Below are 18967 nucleotides of genomic sequence, written 5' to 3' on the forward strand. Positions count from 1 at the left end.
ATCGGTCAGACGCGCTTGGCCTGATCGCCGGCGTTGCCGATGTAGCTGGCCGGAGTCAGTTTGCGTAGTTCGGCTTTGGCTTCGGCTGGAATCTGCAGCGCGTCGATGAAGGCCAGCAGGGCGTCCGGCGTGATGCCCTTGCCGCGGGTGAGATCCTTGAGTTTTTCGTAGGCGTTTTCCACGGCATAGCGACGCATGACGGTCTGTACCGGCTCGGCCAGCACTTCCCAGCAGTTGTCCAGGTCTTCGGCGATGCGCGCAGCGTTCAGCTCCAGTTTGCCGATGCCCTTGAGGCTGGCTTCGTAGGCGATGACGCTATGGGCGAAGCCCACGCCCAGATTGCGCAGGACAGTGGAGTCGGTCAGATCGCGCTGCCAGCGGGAGATCGGCAGTTTGCTGGCCAGATGCTGGAGGATGGCGTTGGCGATGCCGAGGTTGCCTTCGGAGTTTTCGAAGTCGATCGGGTTGACCTTGTGCGGCATGGTCGAAGAGCCGATCTCGCCGGCCACGGTCTTCTGCTTGAAGTAACCGAGGGAGATGTAGCCCCAGATATCGCGGTCGAAGTCGATGAGGATGGTGTTGAAGCGCGCGATGGCGTCGAACAGCTCGGCGATGTAGTCATGCGGCTCGATCTGAGTGGTGTAGGGGTTCCACCTCAGACCCAGGTCCTGCTCGATGAACTCGCGGGCGTTGGCTTCCCAGTCCACCTGCGGATAAGCGGACAGGTGTGCGTTGTAGTTGCCCACGGCGCCGTTGATCTTACCCAGCAGCGGCACTTCCGCGACCTGCTTGATCTGCCGCTCCAGGCGATACACGACGTTGGCCAGCTCTTTGCCGAGCGTGGTCGGCGAGGCCGGCTGCCCGTGGGTGCGGGAGAGCATCGGGACATCGGCGAACTTGATGGCCAGCGCGCGGATTGCCTCGGCAATCTGGCGCATCAGCGGCAGCAGTACCTGGTCGCGGCCCTCGCGCAGCATCAGCGCATGGGACAGGTTGTTGATGTCTTCGCTGGTGCAGGCGAAGTGGATGAATTCGTTGACAGCGGCCAGTTCCGGCAGCTGCTTGGCCTGCTCCTTGAGCAGGTACTCGACGGCTTTCACGTCGTGATTGGTGGTGCGCTCGAACTCTTTGACGCGCTCGGCGTGCTCCAGCTGGAAATTGTCCGCCAGCTTATCCAGCAGCGCGTTGGCTTCGGCAGAGAATGGCGCGACTTCCGGGATGCCCGGGTGAGCCGCCAGACGCTGGAGCCAGCGCACTTCGACCTGAACACGGCAACGGATCAGGCCGAATTCGCTGAAGATCGGGCGCAGGGCGCTGGTTTTGCCGGCGTAGCGGCCATCGACGGGGGAAACCGCCGTGAGCGAGGAAAGCTGCATAGAGGGCATTCTCGGACAGTCGGGCAACGAAAAGGGCGCAGATTATACATGAAAGCACCGGCCACCGGACCGCGCTCCTGGGTGAATGCATCGGATCCGAACGACTTTCGCCGGTGGTGCTGCCGGCGCTGAACCGCTGTGGCTGGAGTGGCGGCGCGCAGTCAGTGGTTATCGGTCTGCGAGCGAACCTTGGGATACAGCGCGTCGAGCAGTTTGCGTCGGCTGATAATCATCTGCCAGCGATGCCCGCCGAGCTGTCGCCACAGGCGGGCCGAGCGGATACCGGCCAGCAGCAGCGCGCGAATCTTCGCGGCGTTGTCCGGCTGCTGCAGGTGGCGCATGTCGCCCTGCACCTGAATGCGCTGGCGGAATGTGCTCAGAGTGTCCTGATACAGACCGCCGAATGAGGCGATGACATTCTCATGCGTCAGGCCGAAGTGCTCGACCTGCTGCTGGATCTGATCGAGCCGGCTGCCGATGACCTGCAGCATGTCGCCACGCTTGTCCAGTTGTCGTTCGAGACCGACCATCGCCAGCGCGTAGCGCAGCGGTTCGCGTTGCAGGCTGCTGCTGTCGCGCTCCAGCGCGCCTACCAGAGCGCGATAGCCGTCGCGCAGATTGAGATCGTCGCCGCCGTAGATTTCCAGCGTCGTCTGCGGGTTGCGCGCCAGCAGACTGCCGAGCATGCAGGCAACCTGTGCGGTGGGGGCCTGGCCCGTGCGGGCGATGCGATCAACCAGCACGGCAGCCTCGAAGACGGCGCCAAGGGCGATCAGTTGCTCTTCGACGGAACTCATGGGTGGGCTCCTTCGAACCAAGGCTCGGCGTGCTCAATCACGCCGCCCCCCAGGCAGATTTCGCCATCGTAGAGCACCACGGACTGGCCGGGCGTCACGGCGCGCTGCGGAGCGTCGAAGAGCACACGGTAGCCCTGTGCAGTTTTCTCCAGTGTGCAGTCTTGGTCTGTCTGTCGGTAGCGCACCTTGGCAGTCAGTCGGCGCGGGGTGCTGATATCCAGCGGGTTGACCCAGTAGATTTCTGAAGCGAGCAGGGCGCGGGCAAACAGCCAGGGGTGATCGTTGCCCTGGCCGACGATCAACACGTTGCGCTGCAGGTCCTTGCTGAGTACGTACCAGGGCTCGTCCGAGGCGTCCTTGAGGCCGCCGATGCCCAGGCCCTGGCGTTGACCGATAGTGTGGTACATCAGGCCGTGGTGGCGGCCGATAACTTCGCCGTCGATGGTTTCGATATTTCCCGGCTGAGCGGGGAGGTACTGCCTGAGGAAATCGCTGAAACGGCGCTCTCCGATGAAGCAGATGCCAGTGGAGTCCTTCTTCTTCGCCGTGGCCAGCCCGTATTTCTCGGCGATTGCCCGCACCGCAGGCTTTTCCAGCTCGCCGACGGGGAACAGTGTCTTGCTCAGTTGTGCACCGCCGACGGCGTGCAGGAAATAGCTCTGGTCCTTGTTCGGGTCCAGGCCTTTGAGCAGCTCGCTGCGCCCGTCTACGTCGCGGCGACGCACATAATGGCCGGTGGCGATCAGGTCCGCGCCGAGCATCAGGGCATAGTCGAGGAACGCCTTGAACTTGATTTCGCGGTTGCAGAGGATGTCCGGGTTGGGCGTGCGTCCGGCCTTGTATTCGGCGAGGAAGTGCTCGAACACGTTATCCCAGTACTCGGCGGCGAAATTGGCGGTGTGCAGCTTGATGCCGATGCTGTCGCATACGGCCTGCGCGTCGGCGAGATCTTCCTTGGCGGTGCAGTACTCGGTACCGTCGTCTTCCTCCCAGTTTTTCATGAACAGGCCTTCTACCTGATACCCCTGTTCGAGCAGCAGAAGGGCGGAAACGGAGGAGTCCACGCCGCCGGACATGCCGACAATGACGCGAGTGTTTTCCGGGGCGGTGATGGCTGAAGCAGGCATAGGGATATCGCTGGCGGGATCTGCAAAAAGGACCGGATTCTAACAGGCTGCTGAACACATGTTGAAATCGTGTCAGTCGCGAACGACGTCCAAGGCATGTATCGGGCCACGCAGATAGTCGTCGATACAGCGCAGGACGAGTTCACTGCGCCAGCGCCCAGGTTGCGCGACCAGCTCATCGCGACTGAGCCAGGTGGCCGCGACGATCCCGTCATCCAGCTCGCGTTGCGGATCGTGCCGGATCGCCTTGGCGGTGAAGCAGACGCGCTGGTAGGTCACACCATTGCTCGGTGCGGTGTAGAGATAGATGCCGGTCACGCCGGTAAGCTCCACGTCCCAGCCGGTTTCTTCGAGCGTTTCCCGTATCGCGGCCTGGCGCAGGGTTTCGTTGGCCTCCAGATGGCCGGCGGGCTGGTTGAGCACCAGGCGTCCGGCCTTCAGTTCCTCGACGAGAAGGAAACGACCTGAATCCTCGATGATCGTGGCCACGGTTACATGGGGGCACCAGTCCATAAAAAATTCCTCGTAAGACACTGCGCGAGCGTAACAGTCGCAATAGTCGCTGGCGGGTGTAAAAACGGAAAAACCCCGGCGCGAGGGCCGGGGTTTTCCTTGAGCGGGCCGAGGGCGGCCCGCGCCTTCCTTTAACGCAGCGCAGCGAGCGCGTTGTTGAAGGTCTGGCTCGGACGCATGACCTTGCTGGTCAGCTCCGGGTTGGAGCGGTAGTAGCCGCCGATATCGACCGGCTTGCCTTGCGCGGCGTTGAGTTCGGCAACGATGGTCGCTTCGTTCTCGGTCAGCGTTTTGGCCAGCGGAGCGAAGCGTGCCTGCAGCTCGAGGTCTTCGGTCTGCGCGGCCAGTTCCTGAGCCCAGTACATTGCCAGATAGAAGTGGCTGCCACGGTTGTCCAGCTCACCCGTCTTGCGCGACGGCGACTTGTTGTTGTCGAGCAGTTTGCCGGTCGCTGCATCCAGCGTCTTGCCCAGCAGCTTGGCTTTCGCATTGTTGGTCTTGATGCCGGTTTCTTCCAGGGAGACCGCCAGCGCCAGGAACTCGCCGAGCGAATCCCAGCGCAGGTGGTTCTCTTCGATCAGCTGCTGCACATGCTTGGGTGCCGAGCCGCCGGCGCCTGTTTCGTACATGCCGCCGCCGGCCATCAGCGGAACGATGGACAGCATCTTGGCCGAAGTGCCCAGTTCCATGATCGGGAACAGGTCGGTCAGGTAGTCACGCAGTACGTTGCCGGTTACCGAGATGGTGTCACGGCCACGGATCATGCGTTCCATGCTGACGCGGATGGCTTCGTTGTAGCCCATGATGCTGATATCCAGGCCGCTGAGGTCGTGCTCTTTCAGGTACTTCTCGACCTTCTTCTGCAGTTCGCGGTCGTGGGCGCGCTCCGGGTCGAGCCAGAAGATTGCCGGGGTGTTGGACTGACGGGCGCGGGTAACGGCCAGCTTGACCCAGTCGCGGATCGGCGCGTCCTTGGTCTGGCAGGCGCGCCAGATATCGCCTTTCTCGACTTCGTGCTGCATCAGCACGGTGCCGTCGGCCAGTACGACGCGCATGGTGCCGTCGGCGGTCATCTCGAAGGTCTTGTCGTGCGAGCCGTATTCTTCGGCCTGCTGCGCCATCAGGCCAACGTTCGGCACGCTGCCCATCGTCACCGGATCGAATGCGCCGTTGGTCTTGCAGAAGTTGATCATCTCCTGGTAGATGCGGGCGTAGGTGCTTTCCGGCATTACCGCTTTGGTGTCCTTCTGCTTGCCATCCTTGCCCCACATCTGGCCGGAGTTGCGGATCATGGCCGGCATCGAGGCATCAACGATGACGTCGCTCGGGATGTGCAGGTTGGTAATGCCTTTGACCGAGTCGACCATCGCCATTTCCGGGCGGTGGCTGTAGACCTCGTGGATGTCGTGCAGGATTTCTTCCTGCTGCGAGGCCGGCAGCGACTTGATTTTGTCGTAGACGCTGCTGATGCCGTTGTTTGGATTGACGCCCAGGTCGTCGAACAGCTTGCCGTATTTGTCGAACACGTCTTTGTAGTAGACGCTGACGGCGTGGCCGAAGACGATCGGGTGGGAAATCTTCATCATCGTGGCCTTGACGTGCAGGGACCACATCACGCCGGTTTCCTTGCAGTCCTGCAGGGTGTCTTCGAAGAACGCCCGCAGTTTCTTGCAGCTCATGAACATGCTGTCGAGCACTTCGCCCTCAAGCAGGGAGAGTTGCTTCTTGACCTGAACCTGACCGTCCTTGCCGACGAACTCAAGGCGCACGTCACCGGCCTTCTCCATCGTGATGGACTGTTCGCTGGAGAAGAAGTCGCCACCGCGCATGTAGTCGGCATGCGACTGCGAAGCCTTGCTCCACTTGCCCATGGAGTGCGGGTGCTTGCGTGCATAGGCCTTGACGGCGGCAGGGGCGCGACGGTCGGAGTTGCCTTCACGCAGCACCGGATTGACGGCGCTACCGAGCACCTTGCCGTAGCGCGCGCGAACTTCTTTCTCGGCGTCGGTCTGCGGATCTTCTGGATAGTTCGGTACGTTGTAGCCGAGTGCCTGTAGCTCAGCGATGGCCGCCTTGAGCTGAGGGACCGATGCGCTGATGTTCGGCAGTTTGACGATATTTGCATCCGGCTGCATGGTCAGCTCGGCGAGTGCGGCGAGACTGTCCTCGACGCGCTTGTCGGCGTCCAGGTAGTCGGCAAAATTCGCAAGGATGCGCCCTGCAAGAGAGATGTCGCTGGTTTCGACGGCGATGTCTGCGGAGGCGGCAAACGCTTCGACGATAGGCAGAAGCGAGTAGGTGGCGAGAGCAGGGGCTTCGTCGGTGAAGGTGTAGATGATCTTCGAACGGGTGGGCATATCGTGTTGACTCTCTTCTTTGCTGGGCGTGCTCAAATCCTCGAAATGCGCAGGTAGGCGCTACGGCTCTCCGTTTCGTCGAGCCGGAAGTCAAGGGTTCGCCGCGGTGATGTTGGGTGCATCAGTAGAGTGTGGAGCATTTGATCCGTCAGGCCGCGGTAGCAGTGCGACGGCTTCAAGAAGCGGCGTCTCGATCCGGACAGCCGCTCCTTATGACTCGTTAGTCACCTACGCAGTATACCATCGTGCCGGTACGTCGAAGAATGTCGTCGCATAAGACGAACGAACATGTGGTCTGGCCCGATTCAAGTGGGTTAACCTCGGGCGCTGACCATTGTCAACCACGAAACGGAGTCCAGCATGGGATACCAAAAGATCCAGGTGCCAGCCAGCGGTGACAAAATCACCGTCAATGCCGATAACACTCTGAATGTTCCCGATAACCCGATCATTCCTTACATCGAGGGCGACGGCATTGGTGTCGATATCAGCCCGGTGATGATCAAGGTCGTCGATGCTGCCGTCGAGAAAGCCTATGGCGGAAAGCGCAAGATCGCTTGGATGGAAGTGTTCGCCGGCGAGAAGGCCACCCAGGTTTATGATCAGGATACCTGGCTGCCGAAAGAGACGCTGGAGGCCGTTCGTGACTATGTCGTATCCATCAAGGGGCCGCTGACCACGCCCGTTGGCGGTGGTATCCGTTCGTTGAACGTAGCTCTGCGTCAGGAACTCGACCTGTATGTCTGTCAGCGTCCGGTACGCTGGTTCACTGGTGTGCCCAGCCCAGTGAAGAAGCCGGGCGACGTCGATATGGTGATCTTCCGCGAGAACTCTGAAGACATCTATGCGGGCGTTGAGTGGAAGGCAGGTTCGCCTGAGTGCGAGAAGGTGATCAAGTTCCTCACCGAGGAAATGGGGGTCAAGAAGATCCGCTTTACCGAGAACTGCGGCATCGGCATCAAGCCGGTATCGCTCGACGGCACCAAGCGTCTGGTTCGCAAGGCTCTGCAGTACGCCGTGGACAACGACCGCAGCTCGGTAACCATCGTCCATAAAGGCAACATCATGAAGTTCACCGAAGGTGCCTTCAAGGAATGGGGCTACGAAGTGGCGCGGGACGAATTCGGTGCCGAACTGCTCGATGGTGGTCCGTGGATGCAGTTCAAGAATCCGAATACTGGCAAAAACATCGTGGTCAAAGACGCGATTGCCGACGCCATGTTGCAGCAGATCCTGCTGCGCCCGGCTGAGTATGATGTGATCGCTACGCTCAACCTGAACGGCGACTATCTATCCGATGCGCTGGCGGCCGAGGTGGGAGGTATCGGTATTGCGCCGGGCGCCAACCTTTCCGATACGGTCGCCATGTTCGAAGCGACGCACGGCACTGCGCCGAAGTATGCCGGTCAGGACAAGGTTAACCCTGGTTCGCTGATCCTCTCCGCGGAGATGATGCTGCGTCACATGGGGTGGATCGAAGCGGCCGATCTGATCATCAAGGCAACCGAGGGTGCGATTGCTGCGAAAACCGTCACCTACGATTTCGAGCGTCTGATGGAGGGTGCGCAGTTGATGTCCTGCTCACAGTTCGGCGATGCGATGATCAAGCACATGTAATCAGCTGTCCGATAAGGCACTCACTGAGCCGGGCCGCCTGTGGGGCAGGTCCGGTTCAGAGCGAGCCTTCGGTGGCAAAAACAAAAAGGCCGATCATGGATCGGCCTTTTTGCGTTCGGCCGGCGCTCAGGCGTCTACCGGAGTGGCGGCCTGGCTTGTCGGCGCTGCGACATCCGCGGATACCTGCTGAGGCCGGATATCTGTTGCGTGAAGGCCCTTCGGACCCTGCAGGATATTGAACATGACTGCTTGCCCAGCTTTGAGTGTCCGATAACCTTCCATCTGGATGGCGGAGTAGTGGGCGAACAGGTCCTCATCACCGCCGTCTGCTACGATGAAGCCGTAACCTTTGGCGTTGTTGAACCACTTGACCTTACCGCTTAGCATGCTGTTGTCCCTCTGCAAAGGAGTCCACTAGTGGAGTAACATCCATTTCATTCCGCGCTTGCAGCCTTGGGCCTTCATTGCGCGCAACCCATTTGCCCGATATAGGCACTTACTGTTTGTATCATCGTTTTGCCGATAGTCAAGGCGACTCGTCAGCTGGCTGTTAGCCCGTTCATTTACCTGGCCTCGGCGCCATGACCAGAACCGTATCCGCATGCGTGCATTTGCTCAGATTCGACTAACATTCAATCAGGATTCCGAACGAGAAGAGGACGATGCTTCCGGCCTGGCCGTGCAGGAAGCCAAGCCGGAATTGAAGGCGCCACCGATGTATAAGGTGGTCATGTTCAATGACGATTACACGCCAATGGATTTCGTCGTCGAGGTGCTGGAAGGCATCTTCAATCACAATCGGGAGGTGGCGACGCGGATCATGTTGGCTGTGCATACAGAGGGCCGCGCGGTGTGTGGTACGTACACGCGAGACGTGGCTGAAACCAAAGCGCTGCAAGTCAATCAATATGCAAGGGAATGCCAGCACCCGCTGCTTTGTGAGATCGAGAAGGACGGTTAACTCCGATTGCTGGGGAAGAGGTGAAGCTATGTTGAACCGTGAGCTCGAAGTCACTCTGAATCTGGCTTTCAAAGAGGCCCGCGCCAAGCGTCATGAATTCATGACGGTCGAACACCTCCTGTTGGCTTTGCTGGACAACGAAGCAGCCGCAACGGTCTTGCGTGCGTGCGGTGCCAGTCTGGATAAATTGCGGCGTGATCTGCAGGAATTCATCGACTCCACCACGCCCCTGATTCCTCCACACGACGAGGAGCGGGAGACGCAGCCTACGCTTGGATTCCAGCGTGTTCTGCAGCGCGCAGTTTTTCATGTTCAAAGTTCCGGCAAGCGCGAAGTCACCGGTGCCAACGTGCTGGTGGCCATCTTCAGCGAGCAGGAAAGTCAGGCGGTGTTCCTCCTCAAACAACAGAATGTAGCCCGCATCGATGTGGTCAATTATATCGCGCACGGAATCTCCAAGGTTCCTGGCAATGCGGGGAATCCTGAAAACGATGCCGAGATGCAGGATGATGAGGGAGGCGATTCAGCGGCCACGAGCAACCCGCTGGATGCCTATGCCAGCAATCTCAATGAGCTAGCGCGCCAGGGGCGGATAGATCCTTTGGTGGGGCGCGAACACGAGGTCGAGCGCGTCGCGCAGATTCTCGCGCGTCGTCGCAAGAACAATCCGCTGCTGGTAGGTGAGGCCGGCGTCGGTAAAACCGCCATTGCCGAAGGGCTTGCCAAGCGAATCGTCGACAAGCAGGTGCCCGACCTGTTGAGCGACAGCGTCGTATACTCACTCGATCTCGGAGCGCTGCTGGCGGGCACCAAGTACCGCGGTGATTTCGAGAAGCGCTTCAAGGCATTACTGCACGAGCTGCGCAAGCGTCCACAGGCCATTCTTTTCATCGACGAAATTCACACCATTATTGGAGCCGGAGCGGCATCGGGCGGTGTGATGGATGCTTCCAATCTGCTCAAGCCGTTGCTGTCCTCTGGTGAGATTCGTTGCATTGGCTCGACGACTTTCCAGGAGTTTCGTGGGATCTTCGAAAAGGATCGCGCACTGGCCCGACGCTTCCAGAAGGTCGATGTGTCGGAGCCTTCGGTGGAGGATACAGTGGGTATCCTGCGTGGCCTGAAGGGGCGTTTCGAGCAGCACCATCACATCGAGTACAGCGACGAGGCGCTTCGGGCTGCGGCCGAGCTGGCTTCGCGATACATCAATGATCGTCATATGCCCGACAAAGCGATCGATGTCGTCGATGAGGCCGGTGCGTTCCAGCGCCTCCAGCCTGAGGAGCGCCGAGTGAAGCTGATCGATGTCCCGCAAATCGAGGACATCGTTGCTAAGATTGCGCGCATTCCTCCGAAGCACGTGAGTAGTTCCGACAAGGAGCTGCTGCGCAACCTGGAGCGTGATCTGAAGCTCACGGTATTTGGCCAGGACGATGCCATCGATTCGCTTGCGACAGCGATCAAGCTTTCGCGTGCTGGGTTAAAAGCGCCTGACAAGCCCGTTGGTTCGTTCCTTTTCGCCGGCCCGACAGGGGTCGGCAAGACCGAGGCGGCAAGGCAGCTGGCTCGGGCGCTGGGAATCGAGCTGATTCGATTCGATATGTCCGAGTATATGGAGAGGCATACGGTGTCGCGTCTGATCGGGGCGCCTCCCGGGTATGTCGGTTTCGATCAGGGCGGTTTGCTGACTGAGGCCATTACCAAGCAACCGCATTGCGTGCTGTTGCTCGACGAAATCGAGAAGGCGCATCCAGAGGTCTTCAATCTGCTACTGCAGGTTATGGATCACGGCACGCTGACCGACAACAACGGGCGCAAGGCCGATTTCCGCAATGTGATCATCATCATGACCACCAATGCCGGGGCGGAAACCGCTGCACGAGCCTCCATTGGCTTTACCTTGCAGGATCATGCTTCGGATGCGATGGAGGTCATCAAGAAGAGCTTTACGCCCGAGTTCCGCAACCGTCTGGATACCATCATCCAGTTCGGTCGGTTGAGCCATGACGTCATCAAGAGCATCGTCGACAAGTTCCTCATCGAGTTGCAGGCGCAGCTCGAGGACAAGCACGTGACGCTCGAGGTCACCGATGCTGCGCGGAGCTGGTTGGCTGAGCATGGTTACGATGCGCGAATGGGCGCGCGTCCGATGGCGAGGCTGATTCAGGACAAGATCAAGCGCCCGCTGGCGGAGGAGATTCTCTTCGGGGAGTTGGCCGAGCATGGCGGCGTCGTGCATGTCGATATGCGTGACGGCGAGTTGTTTTTCGACTTCGAGACGACTGTCGAGCTCGCTTGATCGATAGCCTAGACGAGCGCCCGGCTTCGGCCGGGCGTTTTGTTTTTCGGGTTACCGATGAACGGCAAATACAAAAAAGCCCGGAAAGACCGGGCGTTTTTCTCGCGATTCGCTTAGCGAGCGCGGTAGGTGATGCGACCCTTGCTCAGATCGTAGGGGGTCAGCTCCACGCGAACCTTGTCACCGGTAAGAATCCGGATGTAGTTCTTGCGCATCTTTCCGGAGATGTGCGCAGTAACGACGTGCCCATTTTCCAACTCCACGCGAAACATGGTGTTAGGCAGGGTGTCGACGACAGTACCTTCCATTTCGAAGCTGTCTTCTTTCGACATTCAGTAAAGTCCTCGATATCAAGAAGAGCCCGGTGCAAGCACGCCCAGGCAAAAGCGGCAAGCATTGTGCCCGAAATGGCAGGATGAGCCAAGGACTTCAGCTGAGCGTCACCCAGCGCTGGTTGACCAGCAGCTCGATGGGCCGGTACTCGGTCTTATAATTCATCTTGCGGCAGTTCTTGATCCAGTAGCCTAAATAGACCGCTTTCAGTCCGAGGCGCGCAGCTTCGCCGATCTGCCAGAGAATGGCATAGCGGCCGAGGCTACGCCGTTCGTCCGAGGCGTCGTAGAACGTGTACACCGCCGACAGGCCGTTGGGGAGCACGTCAGTGACTGCCAGGGCCTTCAGGAGGCCGCCGAGGCGAAACTCGTAGAAGCGGCAGAACGAGAGGTCGCGAACGAGAAATGTGTTGAACTGGTCGCGGCTCGGGGGATACATGTCTCCGTCGGCGTGGCGTTTCTCGATATAGCTGGCGTAAAGGGCGTAATACTCCTCTGTGAAAGCTGGCTTGACGGGCCTGACCTGCAGGTCGGCGTTTCGCTTGAGGATGCGCTTCTGCTGACGACTCAGATTGACGCCCGTGGCCGGAATACGCGCCGGAATACAGGCCGAGCAGCGCTGGCAGTGAGGGCGATACAGATGATCGCCACTGCGTCGAAAGCCCATCTCCGAGAGTTCTGCGTAGACCTGCACATCCATTGGCTGGCTGGGGTCGAGAAACAGAGTGGTTGCCTGCTCGTCGGGCAGGTAACTGCAAGGGTGCGGCTGGGTCGCATAGAATTTGAGGCGGGCCAGGGAAGTCATGGTCAACTCTCGCAAATCTTGCGATCAGTGTAGGTCAGCTTGTCATGGCCGACTAGGCGCTCCAGTCGGCTTGGCTGGGCTGATCGATATAAGTCGCCAGCGCCTGCGCAAATGTTGCGCGCGGTATTGCCCTGGCGCCGAAACTGGCCAGATGCTGCGTCGGCATCTGGCAATCGATCAGTTCGAAACCCCAGTCACGCAAATGCTCGGCCAGTGTGGCGAAGCCCACTTTCGAGGCGTCGGTGGCGCGGCTGAACATGGATTCGCCGAAGAACAGGCGGCCAAGGGCCAACCCATAGAGCCCGCCGACCAGTTCGTCGTTGCGCCAGACCTCCACGGAGTGGGCAACGCCCATGTCATGGAGTTCGCCATAGGCGAGTTGCATCTCGCGGGTGATCCAGGTGCCGTCGGCGTAGCTGCGCGGTGCGGCGCAGCCCTCGACCACCGCGCGAAACGCTCGGTCGAAGGTGACGCGATAAGTGCCCTGGCGCATGCGCTTGCGCAGACTCCGCGAAACATGCAGTTCGTGCGGATAAAGCACCGTTCGCGGCTCGGGAGACCACCACAGCAGTGGCTGGCCCTCTTGATACCAGGGAAAGCAGCCGTGGCGATATGCGGCGAGCAGCCGTTGCGGGCTCAAATCGCCGCCGGCTGCCAGCAATCCATTGGGTTCGCGCAGTGCCGTATCCAGCGGGGGGAAGGCGAGTGAATCGCGTTGCAGCCAAGTCAGCATAGGGCGAGAGGGCGGGGCGATAGCGCCCCGCCGAACGGTCAGTTATCGAGGTACTTTTCAGCGTCCAGCGCTGCCATGCAGCCCGCGCCGGCAGAAGTGATCGCCTGGCGGTAGACATGGTCCGCCACATCGCCCGCGGCGAACACGCCTGGAATGCTGGTGCAGGTGGCATCGCCGTCACCGCCGCCCTTGATCTTCAGGTAGCCATCCTTCATGTCGAGCTGTCCTTGGAACAGATCGGTGTTGGGCTTGTGGCCGATGGCGATGAATACGCCGGTCAGATCGAGCGTCGATTCCTCGCTGGTCAGCGTGTTCTTCAGGCGTACGCCAGTGACGCCACTGGCATCGCCCAGAACTTCCTCGAGGGTATGGTTCCAGTGCAGGCGGATATTGCCGTTGGCGGCCTTCTCCATGATCTTGTCCTGCAGGATTTTTTCCGAGCGCAGCTTATCCCGGCGGTGGATCAGGTGGACTTCCTTGGCGATATTCGACAGGTACAACGCCTCTTCGACGGCGGTATTGCCGCCGCCGATCACGGCGACCACCTGATTGCGATAGAAGAAGCCGTCGCAGGTCGCACAAGCGGATACGCCCCGCCCGGAGAAGGCCTCTTCGGAGGGGAGGCCGAGATACTGCGCGGAGGCGCCCGTGGCGATGATCAGCGCATCGCACGTATAGGTGCCGCTGTCCCCCTGGAGCGTGAACGGGCGCTGTTGCAACTGTGCCGTATGGATGTGATCGAAGACGATCTCGGTGTCGAAGCGCTCGGCGTGCTTTTGCATACGGACCATCAGATCCGGGCCGGTGAGGCCTTCGACGTCACCGGGCCAGTTGTCGACTTCGGTGGTGGTCGTCAGCTGGCCACCGGGCTGGATGCCGGTGATCATGAGCGGCTTCAGGTTGGCGCGCGCGGCGTACACCGCGGCGGTATATCCGGCAGGGCCCGAGCCGAGAATGATCAGACGCGAATGCTTGACTTCACCCATAAAAAGCCCTCATAAGCCTTTGTTGCGAATAGAGAAGCGTGCTCCAGTCGAGCCGCGCTGCGAAAACCGGCGTTTATGCTACACCGAAGCATCGCCAAAAGCCCAAGCCGACGCGGAACCGGCATGCGATCGAACCGACAAACCCGTACAATGCCGGGGTTCTGGCTGACTACGGTTCATCGAGGCGCCGCAGGCGCAGGAAATACAGCGTTTTGAAGAATTCCTCCTCTACTGCGCCAGCAGCCGTCTGGCGCCAGCAGTTGCATTACCGCCTGAAGGAGGGCGCACTGATCGCCCTGGGTGCCCTGTGTGCCTACCTCTGGATGGCATTGCTCACCTACGATCCTTCCGATCCGGGCTGGACCCACACCAGCAATGTTCAGCAGGTGCAAAACGCCGCCGGCCGGGCCGGCGCCTGGTTTGCCGATGTGCTGTTCATGGTGCTGGGCTATTTCGCCTATGTGTTTCCGTTGTTGCTGGGAGTCAAAACCTGGCAGGTATTCCGCGCGCGGCATGAGGCTTGGCGGTGGAATGGCTGGCTGTTTTCCTGGCGGTTGATCGGTTTGGTGATTCTGGTCCTTTCCGGTTCGGCGCTGGCCTATATCCATTTTCAGTCAGCCGAAGGGCTGCCGGCCTCGTCCGGGGGCGCGTTGGGCGAGAGTCTGGGGCAGTTCGCGGTTCTCTCGCTGAACGTGCAGGGCAGCACGCTCGCACTACTGGCGCTGTTTTTGTTCGGTCTGACCGTCTTTACCGATCTGTCGTGGTTCAAGGTCATGGACCTGACCGGCAAGATCACGCTGGATCTCATCGAGCTGATTCAGAGCGTCTCCAGCCGCTGGTGGAACGCCCGTGCCGAACGCAAACAGCTGGTCGCGCAGTTGCGCGAGGTCGACGACGTGGTGAGCGAAGTGGCCGCACCGATGGTTCGCGACCGCCGCGAGCAGGCCAAGGTCAAGGAACGCATCATCGAGCGTGACGAGGCGCTGGCCCGACACATGAGCGAGCGCGACAAGCGCGTCGCGCCGGTGATCGCGCCGCCACCACCGTCGAAGCCTTCCGAGCCGAGCAAACGCGTGCTCAAGGAAAAGCAGGCCACGCTGTTCGTCGATCCACTGGTCGAAGGCAGTTTGCCGCCGATCTCGCTGCTCGATGCGGCCGAGAAGCAGCAGAAGCAGTACTCGCCGGAGTCCCTTGAGGCGATGTCGCGGCTGCTGGAGATCAAGCTCAAGGAGTTCGGCGTCGAGGTGGTCGTCGAGTCCGTGCATCCGGGGCCGGTGATCACTCGCTTCGAAATCCAGCCAGCTGCGGGCGTCAAGGTCAGCCGTATCTCCAACTTGGCCAAGGACCTGGCGCGCTCGCTGGCAGTGATCAGCGTGCGGGTGGTGGAAGTGATTCCCGGCAAGACCACCGTCGGCATCGAGATTCCCAACGAGGATCGTCAGATCGTGCGCTTCTCCGAGGTGCTGTCGTCGGCGCCGTATGACGACGCCAAGTCGCCGGTCACCCTGGCGCTCGGCCATGACATCGGCGGCAAGCCGGTCATCGCCGATCTGGCGAAGATGCCGCACCTGCTGGTGGCCGGTACGACCGGTTCCGGTAAGTCGGTAGGAGTCAATGCAATGATCCTGTCGATCCTGTTCAAGTCCACGCCCGAAGAGGCGCGACTGATCATGATCGATCCGAAGATGCTCGAGCTGTCGATCTACGAGGGTATCCCGCACTTGCTCTGCCCGGTGGTCACCGACATGAAGGAGGCTGCCAACGCGTTGCGCTGGAGCGTCGCCGAAATGGAGCGGCGCTATAAGCTGATGGCGGCGATGGGCGTGCGTAACCTGGCCGGCTTCAATCGCAAGATCAAGGAAGCCGAGGAGGCGGGCACACCGCTGACCGATCCGCTGTTCCGACGCGAGAGCATGGACGACCAGCCGCCGCTGCTGAAGGCGCTGCCGACTATCGTCGTGGTGGTCGACGAATTCGCCGACATGATGATGATCGTCGGCAAGAAGGTCGAAGAGCTGATCGCGCGTATCGCGCAGAAGGCGCGTGCGGCGGGCATACATCTGATTCTCGCCACCCAGCGGCCGTCGGTCGACGTGATCACCGGGCTGATCAAGGCGAACATTCCGACTCGCATGGCGTTTCAGGTTTCGAGCAAGATCGACTCGCGCACCATCCTCGACCAGGGCGGCGCCGAACAATTGCTCGGCCATGGCGACATGCTTTACCTGCCGCCGGGCACCGGCCTACCGATCCGCGTGCATGGCGCCTTCGTCTCCGACGACGAGGTGCACCGTGTGGTTGAAGCCTGGAAGGCCCGTGGCGCACCGGATTACATCGAAGAAATCCTCGCAGGCGTGGAAGAAGCCGGCAGTGGCTTCGACGGCGGCGCCGGCGAGGGCGGTGGCGAAGGCAGCGAGGAGGACCCGCTGTACGACGAGGCCGTGCGCTTCGTTACCGAAAGCCGTCGCGCGTCGATTTCCGCTGTGCAGCGTAAGTTGAAGATCGGTTACAACCGCGCCGCGCGGATGATCGAGGCCATGGAAATGGCCGGCGTGGTGACTTCCATGAACACCAATGGCTCGCGCGAAGTCCTCGCGCCGCCACCTATGCGCGATTGACTCGCTTCGAGGGCTTCATGCAATTGATCCGTTTGCTGTGTGCATCCGTCCTGCTGGTCGCGCTGTCTCCGGCGCATGCCGACCAGGCAACATCGACCAAGCGTCTCACCGGGCTGCTCAGCCAGGCCGAGACCCTGACCGGGCGCTTTTCCCAGTTGTCGCTCGATGGCAGCGGTACCCAGCTGCAGGAGACCTCCGGCGAGCTGGCGCTCAAGCGCCCCGGGCAGTTTCGCTGGCATACCGACGCGCCGATGGAGCAGCTGCTGGTCTCCAACGGCGAAAAGGTCTGGCTGTATGATCCGGACCTGGAGCAGGTCACCATCCAGAAGCTCGACCAGCGGCTGACCCATACGCCGGCGCTGCTGTTGTCGGGCGACGTATCGACCATCAGCGAAAACTTCGAGGTCTCCCACAAGGAGGCGGGCGATGTGGTCGACTTCACGCTCAAGCCGAAGGCCAAGGACACGTTGTTCGACAATCTGCGTCTGTCCTTTCGCGGCGGGGTGATCAACGACATGCAGCTAATCGACAGTGTTGGCCAGCGCACCAATATCCTGTTCATGGGGGTGAAGATGAACCAGCCGCTGAAGGCCGATCTGTTCACCTTCGAGATTCCCGAAGGCGCCGACGTCATTTCCGAGTGATCGGCCGTTGCCCGAGGCCCGTATGTTCCGGGCCTTGCCAATAGAGGTAGCCGTCCGCGATGGACCTGTTCAGCCGCGAACCCGTTGCCCAACCGCTCGCCGCGCGGTTGCGCCCGGCCAGCCTCGACGAGTACGTCGGGCAGGAGCATCTGCTCGCGCGCGGCAAGCCGCTGCGTGAGGCGCTGGAGCAGGGCGCGTTGCACTCGATGGTGTTCTGGGGGCCGCCGGGCGTCGGCAAGACCACGCTAGCACGGCTGCTGGCCAAGGTTTCCGACGCACATTTCGAGACCGTTTCGGCGGTGCTGGCCGGGGTCAAGGAGATTCGCCAGGCGGTAGAGATTGCCAAGCAGCAGGCGGCGCAGTATGGCCGGCGCACGATCCTGTTCGTCGACGAGGTGCATCGCTTCAACAAGTCGCAGCAGGACGCGTTTCTGCCCTACGTGGAAGACGGCACGCTGATCTTCATTGGTGCCACCACCGAGAATCCCTCCTTCGAGCTGAACAACGCACTGCTCTCGCGGGCGCGCGTCTATGTGCTCAAGAGTCTCGACGAAGCTGCGCTGCGTAAGCTGGTCGGGCGGGCGCTGAGCGAGCCGAAGGGGCTTGGCGATCTGCATCTCGAGCTGCCGGAAGAGAGCTTCCAGATGCTGCTGGCGGCTGCCGATGGCGATGGTCGCCGCCTGCTCAACCTGCTGGAAAATGCTTCGGATCTGGCCGAGGAGGGCGGTTCGATCGGACCCGATCTGCTGCAGGATCTGCTCGGCGACAGCCGCCGACGCTTCGACAAGGGCGGCGAGGCGTTCTACGACCAGATTTCGGCGTTGCACAAATCGGTGCGCGGTTCCAATCCGGACGCCGCGCTCTACTGGTTCGCGCGCATGCTCGATGGCGGCTGCGATCCGCTGTACATCGCCCGTCGCGTGGTGCGCATGGCCAGCGAGGAAATCGGTAATGCCGATCCGCGAGCGCTGCCATTGTGCCTGAATGCCTGGGATGTGCAGGAGCGTCTGGGCAGCCCCGAGGGCGAGCTGGCGGTAGCGCAGGCGATTGTCTACCTTGCCTGCGCGCCCAAGAGCAACGCCGTCTACACCGCGTTCAAGGCGGCCATGCGCGATGCCGCCGAGAACGGCTCGCAGGAGGTGCCGCTGCACCTGCGCAACGCTCCGACCCGATTGATGAAGGACCTGGGTTACGGCAACGAGTACCGCTACGCCCACGACGAGCCGGACGCCTATGCCGCGGGTGAGGATTATTTTCCCGAGGCGATGGAGCCGCGTCGCTATTACCAGCCGGTTCCGCGCGGGCTGGAAAGCAAAATTCGCGACAAGCTCGAACACCTGGCGCGGCTTGATCGTGCAAGCCCGCTGCAACGGAGAAAGCCATGATCCGCATGGTTCTGGCCGTCACCTGTGGTGGCGTGATCGGCACGCTGCTGCGCTTTGCCATCTCCACCTGGGTCAGCACCCAATGGCCGCGGCAGTTCTATCTGGCCACGCTGGCGGTCAATCTCATCGGGTGCCTGCTGATCGGCTATCTCTACGCGACCTTTCTGCTGCGCCCGGAGATCTCGCCGGAGTTGCGGGGGGCACTGATCATCGGCTTTCTCGGCGCGCTGACGACCTTCTCGAGCTTCTCGCTAGATGCCTTGCGATTGCTGGAGAGCGGGCAGATCGCAATCGCCTTCGGCTATCTCGCTTCCAGCGTGCTCGGCGGCCTGCTGGCGGCCTGGGCCGGGTTGGCGCTGGCAAGGTTATGAACCCGCACGGCTTCAAGTAAACTCCGTTCCCTCTTCGCCTTTCATC

17 protein-coding genes are annotated in these 18967 nt (G+C 60.9%); 7 read left to right on the plus strand and 10 right to left on the minus strand.

What is annotated here, in order from left to right; translation table 11 throughout:
* Positions 1-5: 5 nt before the first annotated feature.
* The 5 genes from purB to HU825_RS12825 form a co-directional block, all read right to left on the minus strand.
* Positions 6-1376, minus strand: a complete 1371-nt coding sequence (purB, locus tag HU825_RS12805; protein WP_234302159.1) for an adenylosuccinate lyase — start codon at positions 1374-1376, stop codon at positions 6-8.
* Positions 1377-1537: 161 nt separating this feature from the next.
* Entirely contained in the window at positions 1538-2173 is a 636-nt protein-coding gene (gene hflD, locus HU825_RS12810) for a high frequency lysogenization protein HflD (protein WP_156716570.1), read from the minus strand.
* Positions 2170-3300, minus strand: coding sequence for a tRNA 2-thiouridine(34) synthase MnmA (mnmA, locus tag HU825_RS12815; protein WP_234302160.1), 1131 nt, complete (start codon positions 3298-3300; stop codon positions 2170-2172). The genes hflD and mnmA overlap by 4 nt, the downstream gene beginning before the upstream one ends.
* A 72-nt stretch (positions 3301-3372) precedes the next feature.
* Positions 3373-3813, minus strand: coding sequence for an NUDIX hydrolase (locus tag HU825_RS12820; protein WP_234302161.1), 441 nt, complete (start codon positions 3811-3813; stop codon positions 3373-3375).
* Positions 3814-3944: 131 nt separating this feature from the next.
* Positions 3945-6170, minus strand: coding sequence for an NADP-dependent isocitrate dehydrogenase (locus tag HU825_RS12825; RefSeq protein ID WP_234302162.1), 2226 nt, complete (start codon positions 6168-6170; stop codon positions 3945-3947).
* A 360-nt stretch (positions 6171-6530) separates the two neighbouring features.
* On the opposite strand from HU825_RS12825, the gene icd reads away from it, so the two are divergent.
* Positions 6531-7787, plus strand: a complete 1257-nt coding sequence (icd, locus tag HU825_RS12830) for an NADP-dependent isocitrate dehydrogenase (RefSeq protein ID WP_043299078.1) — start codon at positions 6531-6533, stop codon at positions 7785-7787.
* A 126-nt stretch (positions 7788-7913) separates the two neighbouring features.
* Here the strand turns inward: icd and cspD are convergent, their stop codons facing one another.
* On the minus strand, positions 7914-8174 hold the full coding sequence (cspD, locus tag HU825_RS12835) for a cold shock domain-containing protein CspD (protein ID WP_043299110.1): 261 nt from the start codon (positions 8172-8174) through the stop codon (positions 7914-7916).
* A 214-nt stretch (positions 8175-8388) separates the two neighbouring features.
* Between cspD and clpS the strand changes: the two genes are divergently transcribed.
* Together clpS and clpA are read left to right on the plus strand one after the other, a co-directional pair.
* A complete protein-coding gene (gene clpS / locus HU825_RS12840) occupies positions 8389-8748 on the plus strand; it encodes an ATP-dependent Clp protease adapter ClpS (protein WP_043299076.1) in 360 nt (119 codons plus the stop codon).
* A 28-nt stretch (positions 8749-8776) separates the two neighbouring features.
* Positions 8777-11047, plus strand: a complete 2271-nt coding sequence (gene clpA / locus HU825_RS12845) for an ATP-dependent Clp protease ATP-binding subunit ClpA (RefSeq protein ID WP_043299074.1) — start codon at positions 8777-8779, stop codon at positions 11045-11047.
* Between the two features lie 113 nt (positions 11048-11160).
* On the opposite strand, the gene infA is transcribed toward clpA, so the two are convergent.
* The 4 genes from infA to trxB form a co-directional block, all read right to left on the minus strand.
* Positions 11161-11379 carry a translation initiation factor IF-1 gene (infA, locus tag HU825_RS12850; RefSeq protein ID WP_002553999.1) on the minus strand — a complete coding sequence of 73 codons (219 nt, stop codon included), beginning with the start codon at positions 11377-11379 and terminating at the stop codon, positions 11161-11163.
* Positions 11380-11476: 97 nt separating this feature from the next.
* On the minus strand, positions 11477-12184 hold the full coding sequence (locus HU825_RS12855; RefSeq protein WP_043299073.1) for an arginyltransferase: 708 nt from the start codon (positions 12182-12184) through the stop codon (positions 11477-11479).
* A 52-nt stretch (positions 12185-12236) separates the two neighbouring features.
* Positions 12237-12917 (minus strand): leucyl/phenylalanyl-tRNA--protein transferase, encoded by a 681-nt coding sequence (gene aat, locus HU825_RS12860; RefSeq protein ID WP_234302163.1) that lies wholly within the window; start codon positions 12915-12917, stop codon positions 12237-12239.
* Between the two features lie 38 nt (positions 12918-12955).
* Entirely contained in the window at positions 12956-13903 is a 948-nt protein-coding gene (gene trxB / locus HU825_RS12865) for a thioredoxin-disulfide reductase (RefSeq protein ID WP_043299071.1), read from the minus strand.
* Between the two features lie 161 nt (positions 13904-14064).
* On the opposite strand from trxB, the gene ftsK reads away from it, so the two are divergent.
* From ftsK to crcB, 4 genes are read left to right on the plus strand one after another with little or no spacing between them, the layout of a single operon-like run.
* Complete coding sequence (ftsK, locus tag HU825_RS12870) at positions 14065-16521, plus strand: DNA translocase FtsK (RefSeq protein WP_197424561.1); 2457 nt, start codon at positions 14065-14067, stop codon at positions 16519-16521.
* A gap of 17 nt (positions 16522-16538) precedes the next feature.
* Positions 16539-17165 (plus strand): outer membrane lipoprotein periplasmic chaperone LolA, encoded by a 627-nt coding sequence (gene lolA, locus HU825_RS12875; protein WP_043299067.1) that lies wholly within the window; start codon positions 16539-16541, stop codon positions 17163-17165.
* Positions 17166-17224: 59 nt separating this feature from the next.
* Positions 17225-18550 (plus strand): replication-associated recombination protein A, encoded by a 1326-nt coding sequence (locus tag HU825_RS12880; protein WP_234302164.1) that lies wholly within the window; start codon positions 17225-17227, stop codon positions 18548-18550.
* A complete protein-coding gene (crcB, locus tag HU825_RS12885; RefSeq protein ID WP_138299733.1) occupies positions 18547-18921 on the plus strand; it encodes a fluoride efflux transporter CrcB in 375 nt (124 codons plus the stop codon). Before HU825_RS12880 ends, crcB begins: the two co-directional genes overlap by 4 nt.
* The last annotated feature ends 46 nt before the right edge of the window (positions 18922-18967 follow it).

Origin of the sequence: Pseudomonas phenolilytica, assembly GCF_021432765.1 — a bacterium.
GTDB lineage: Bacteria > Pseudomonadota > Gammaproteobacteria > Pseudomonadales > Pseudomonadaceae > Stutzerimonas > Stutzerimonas phenolilytica.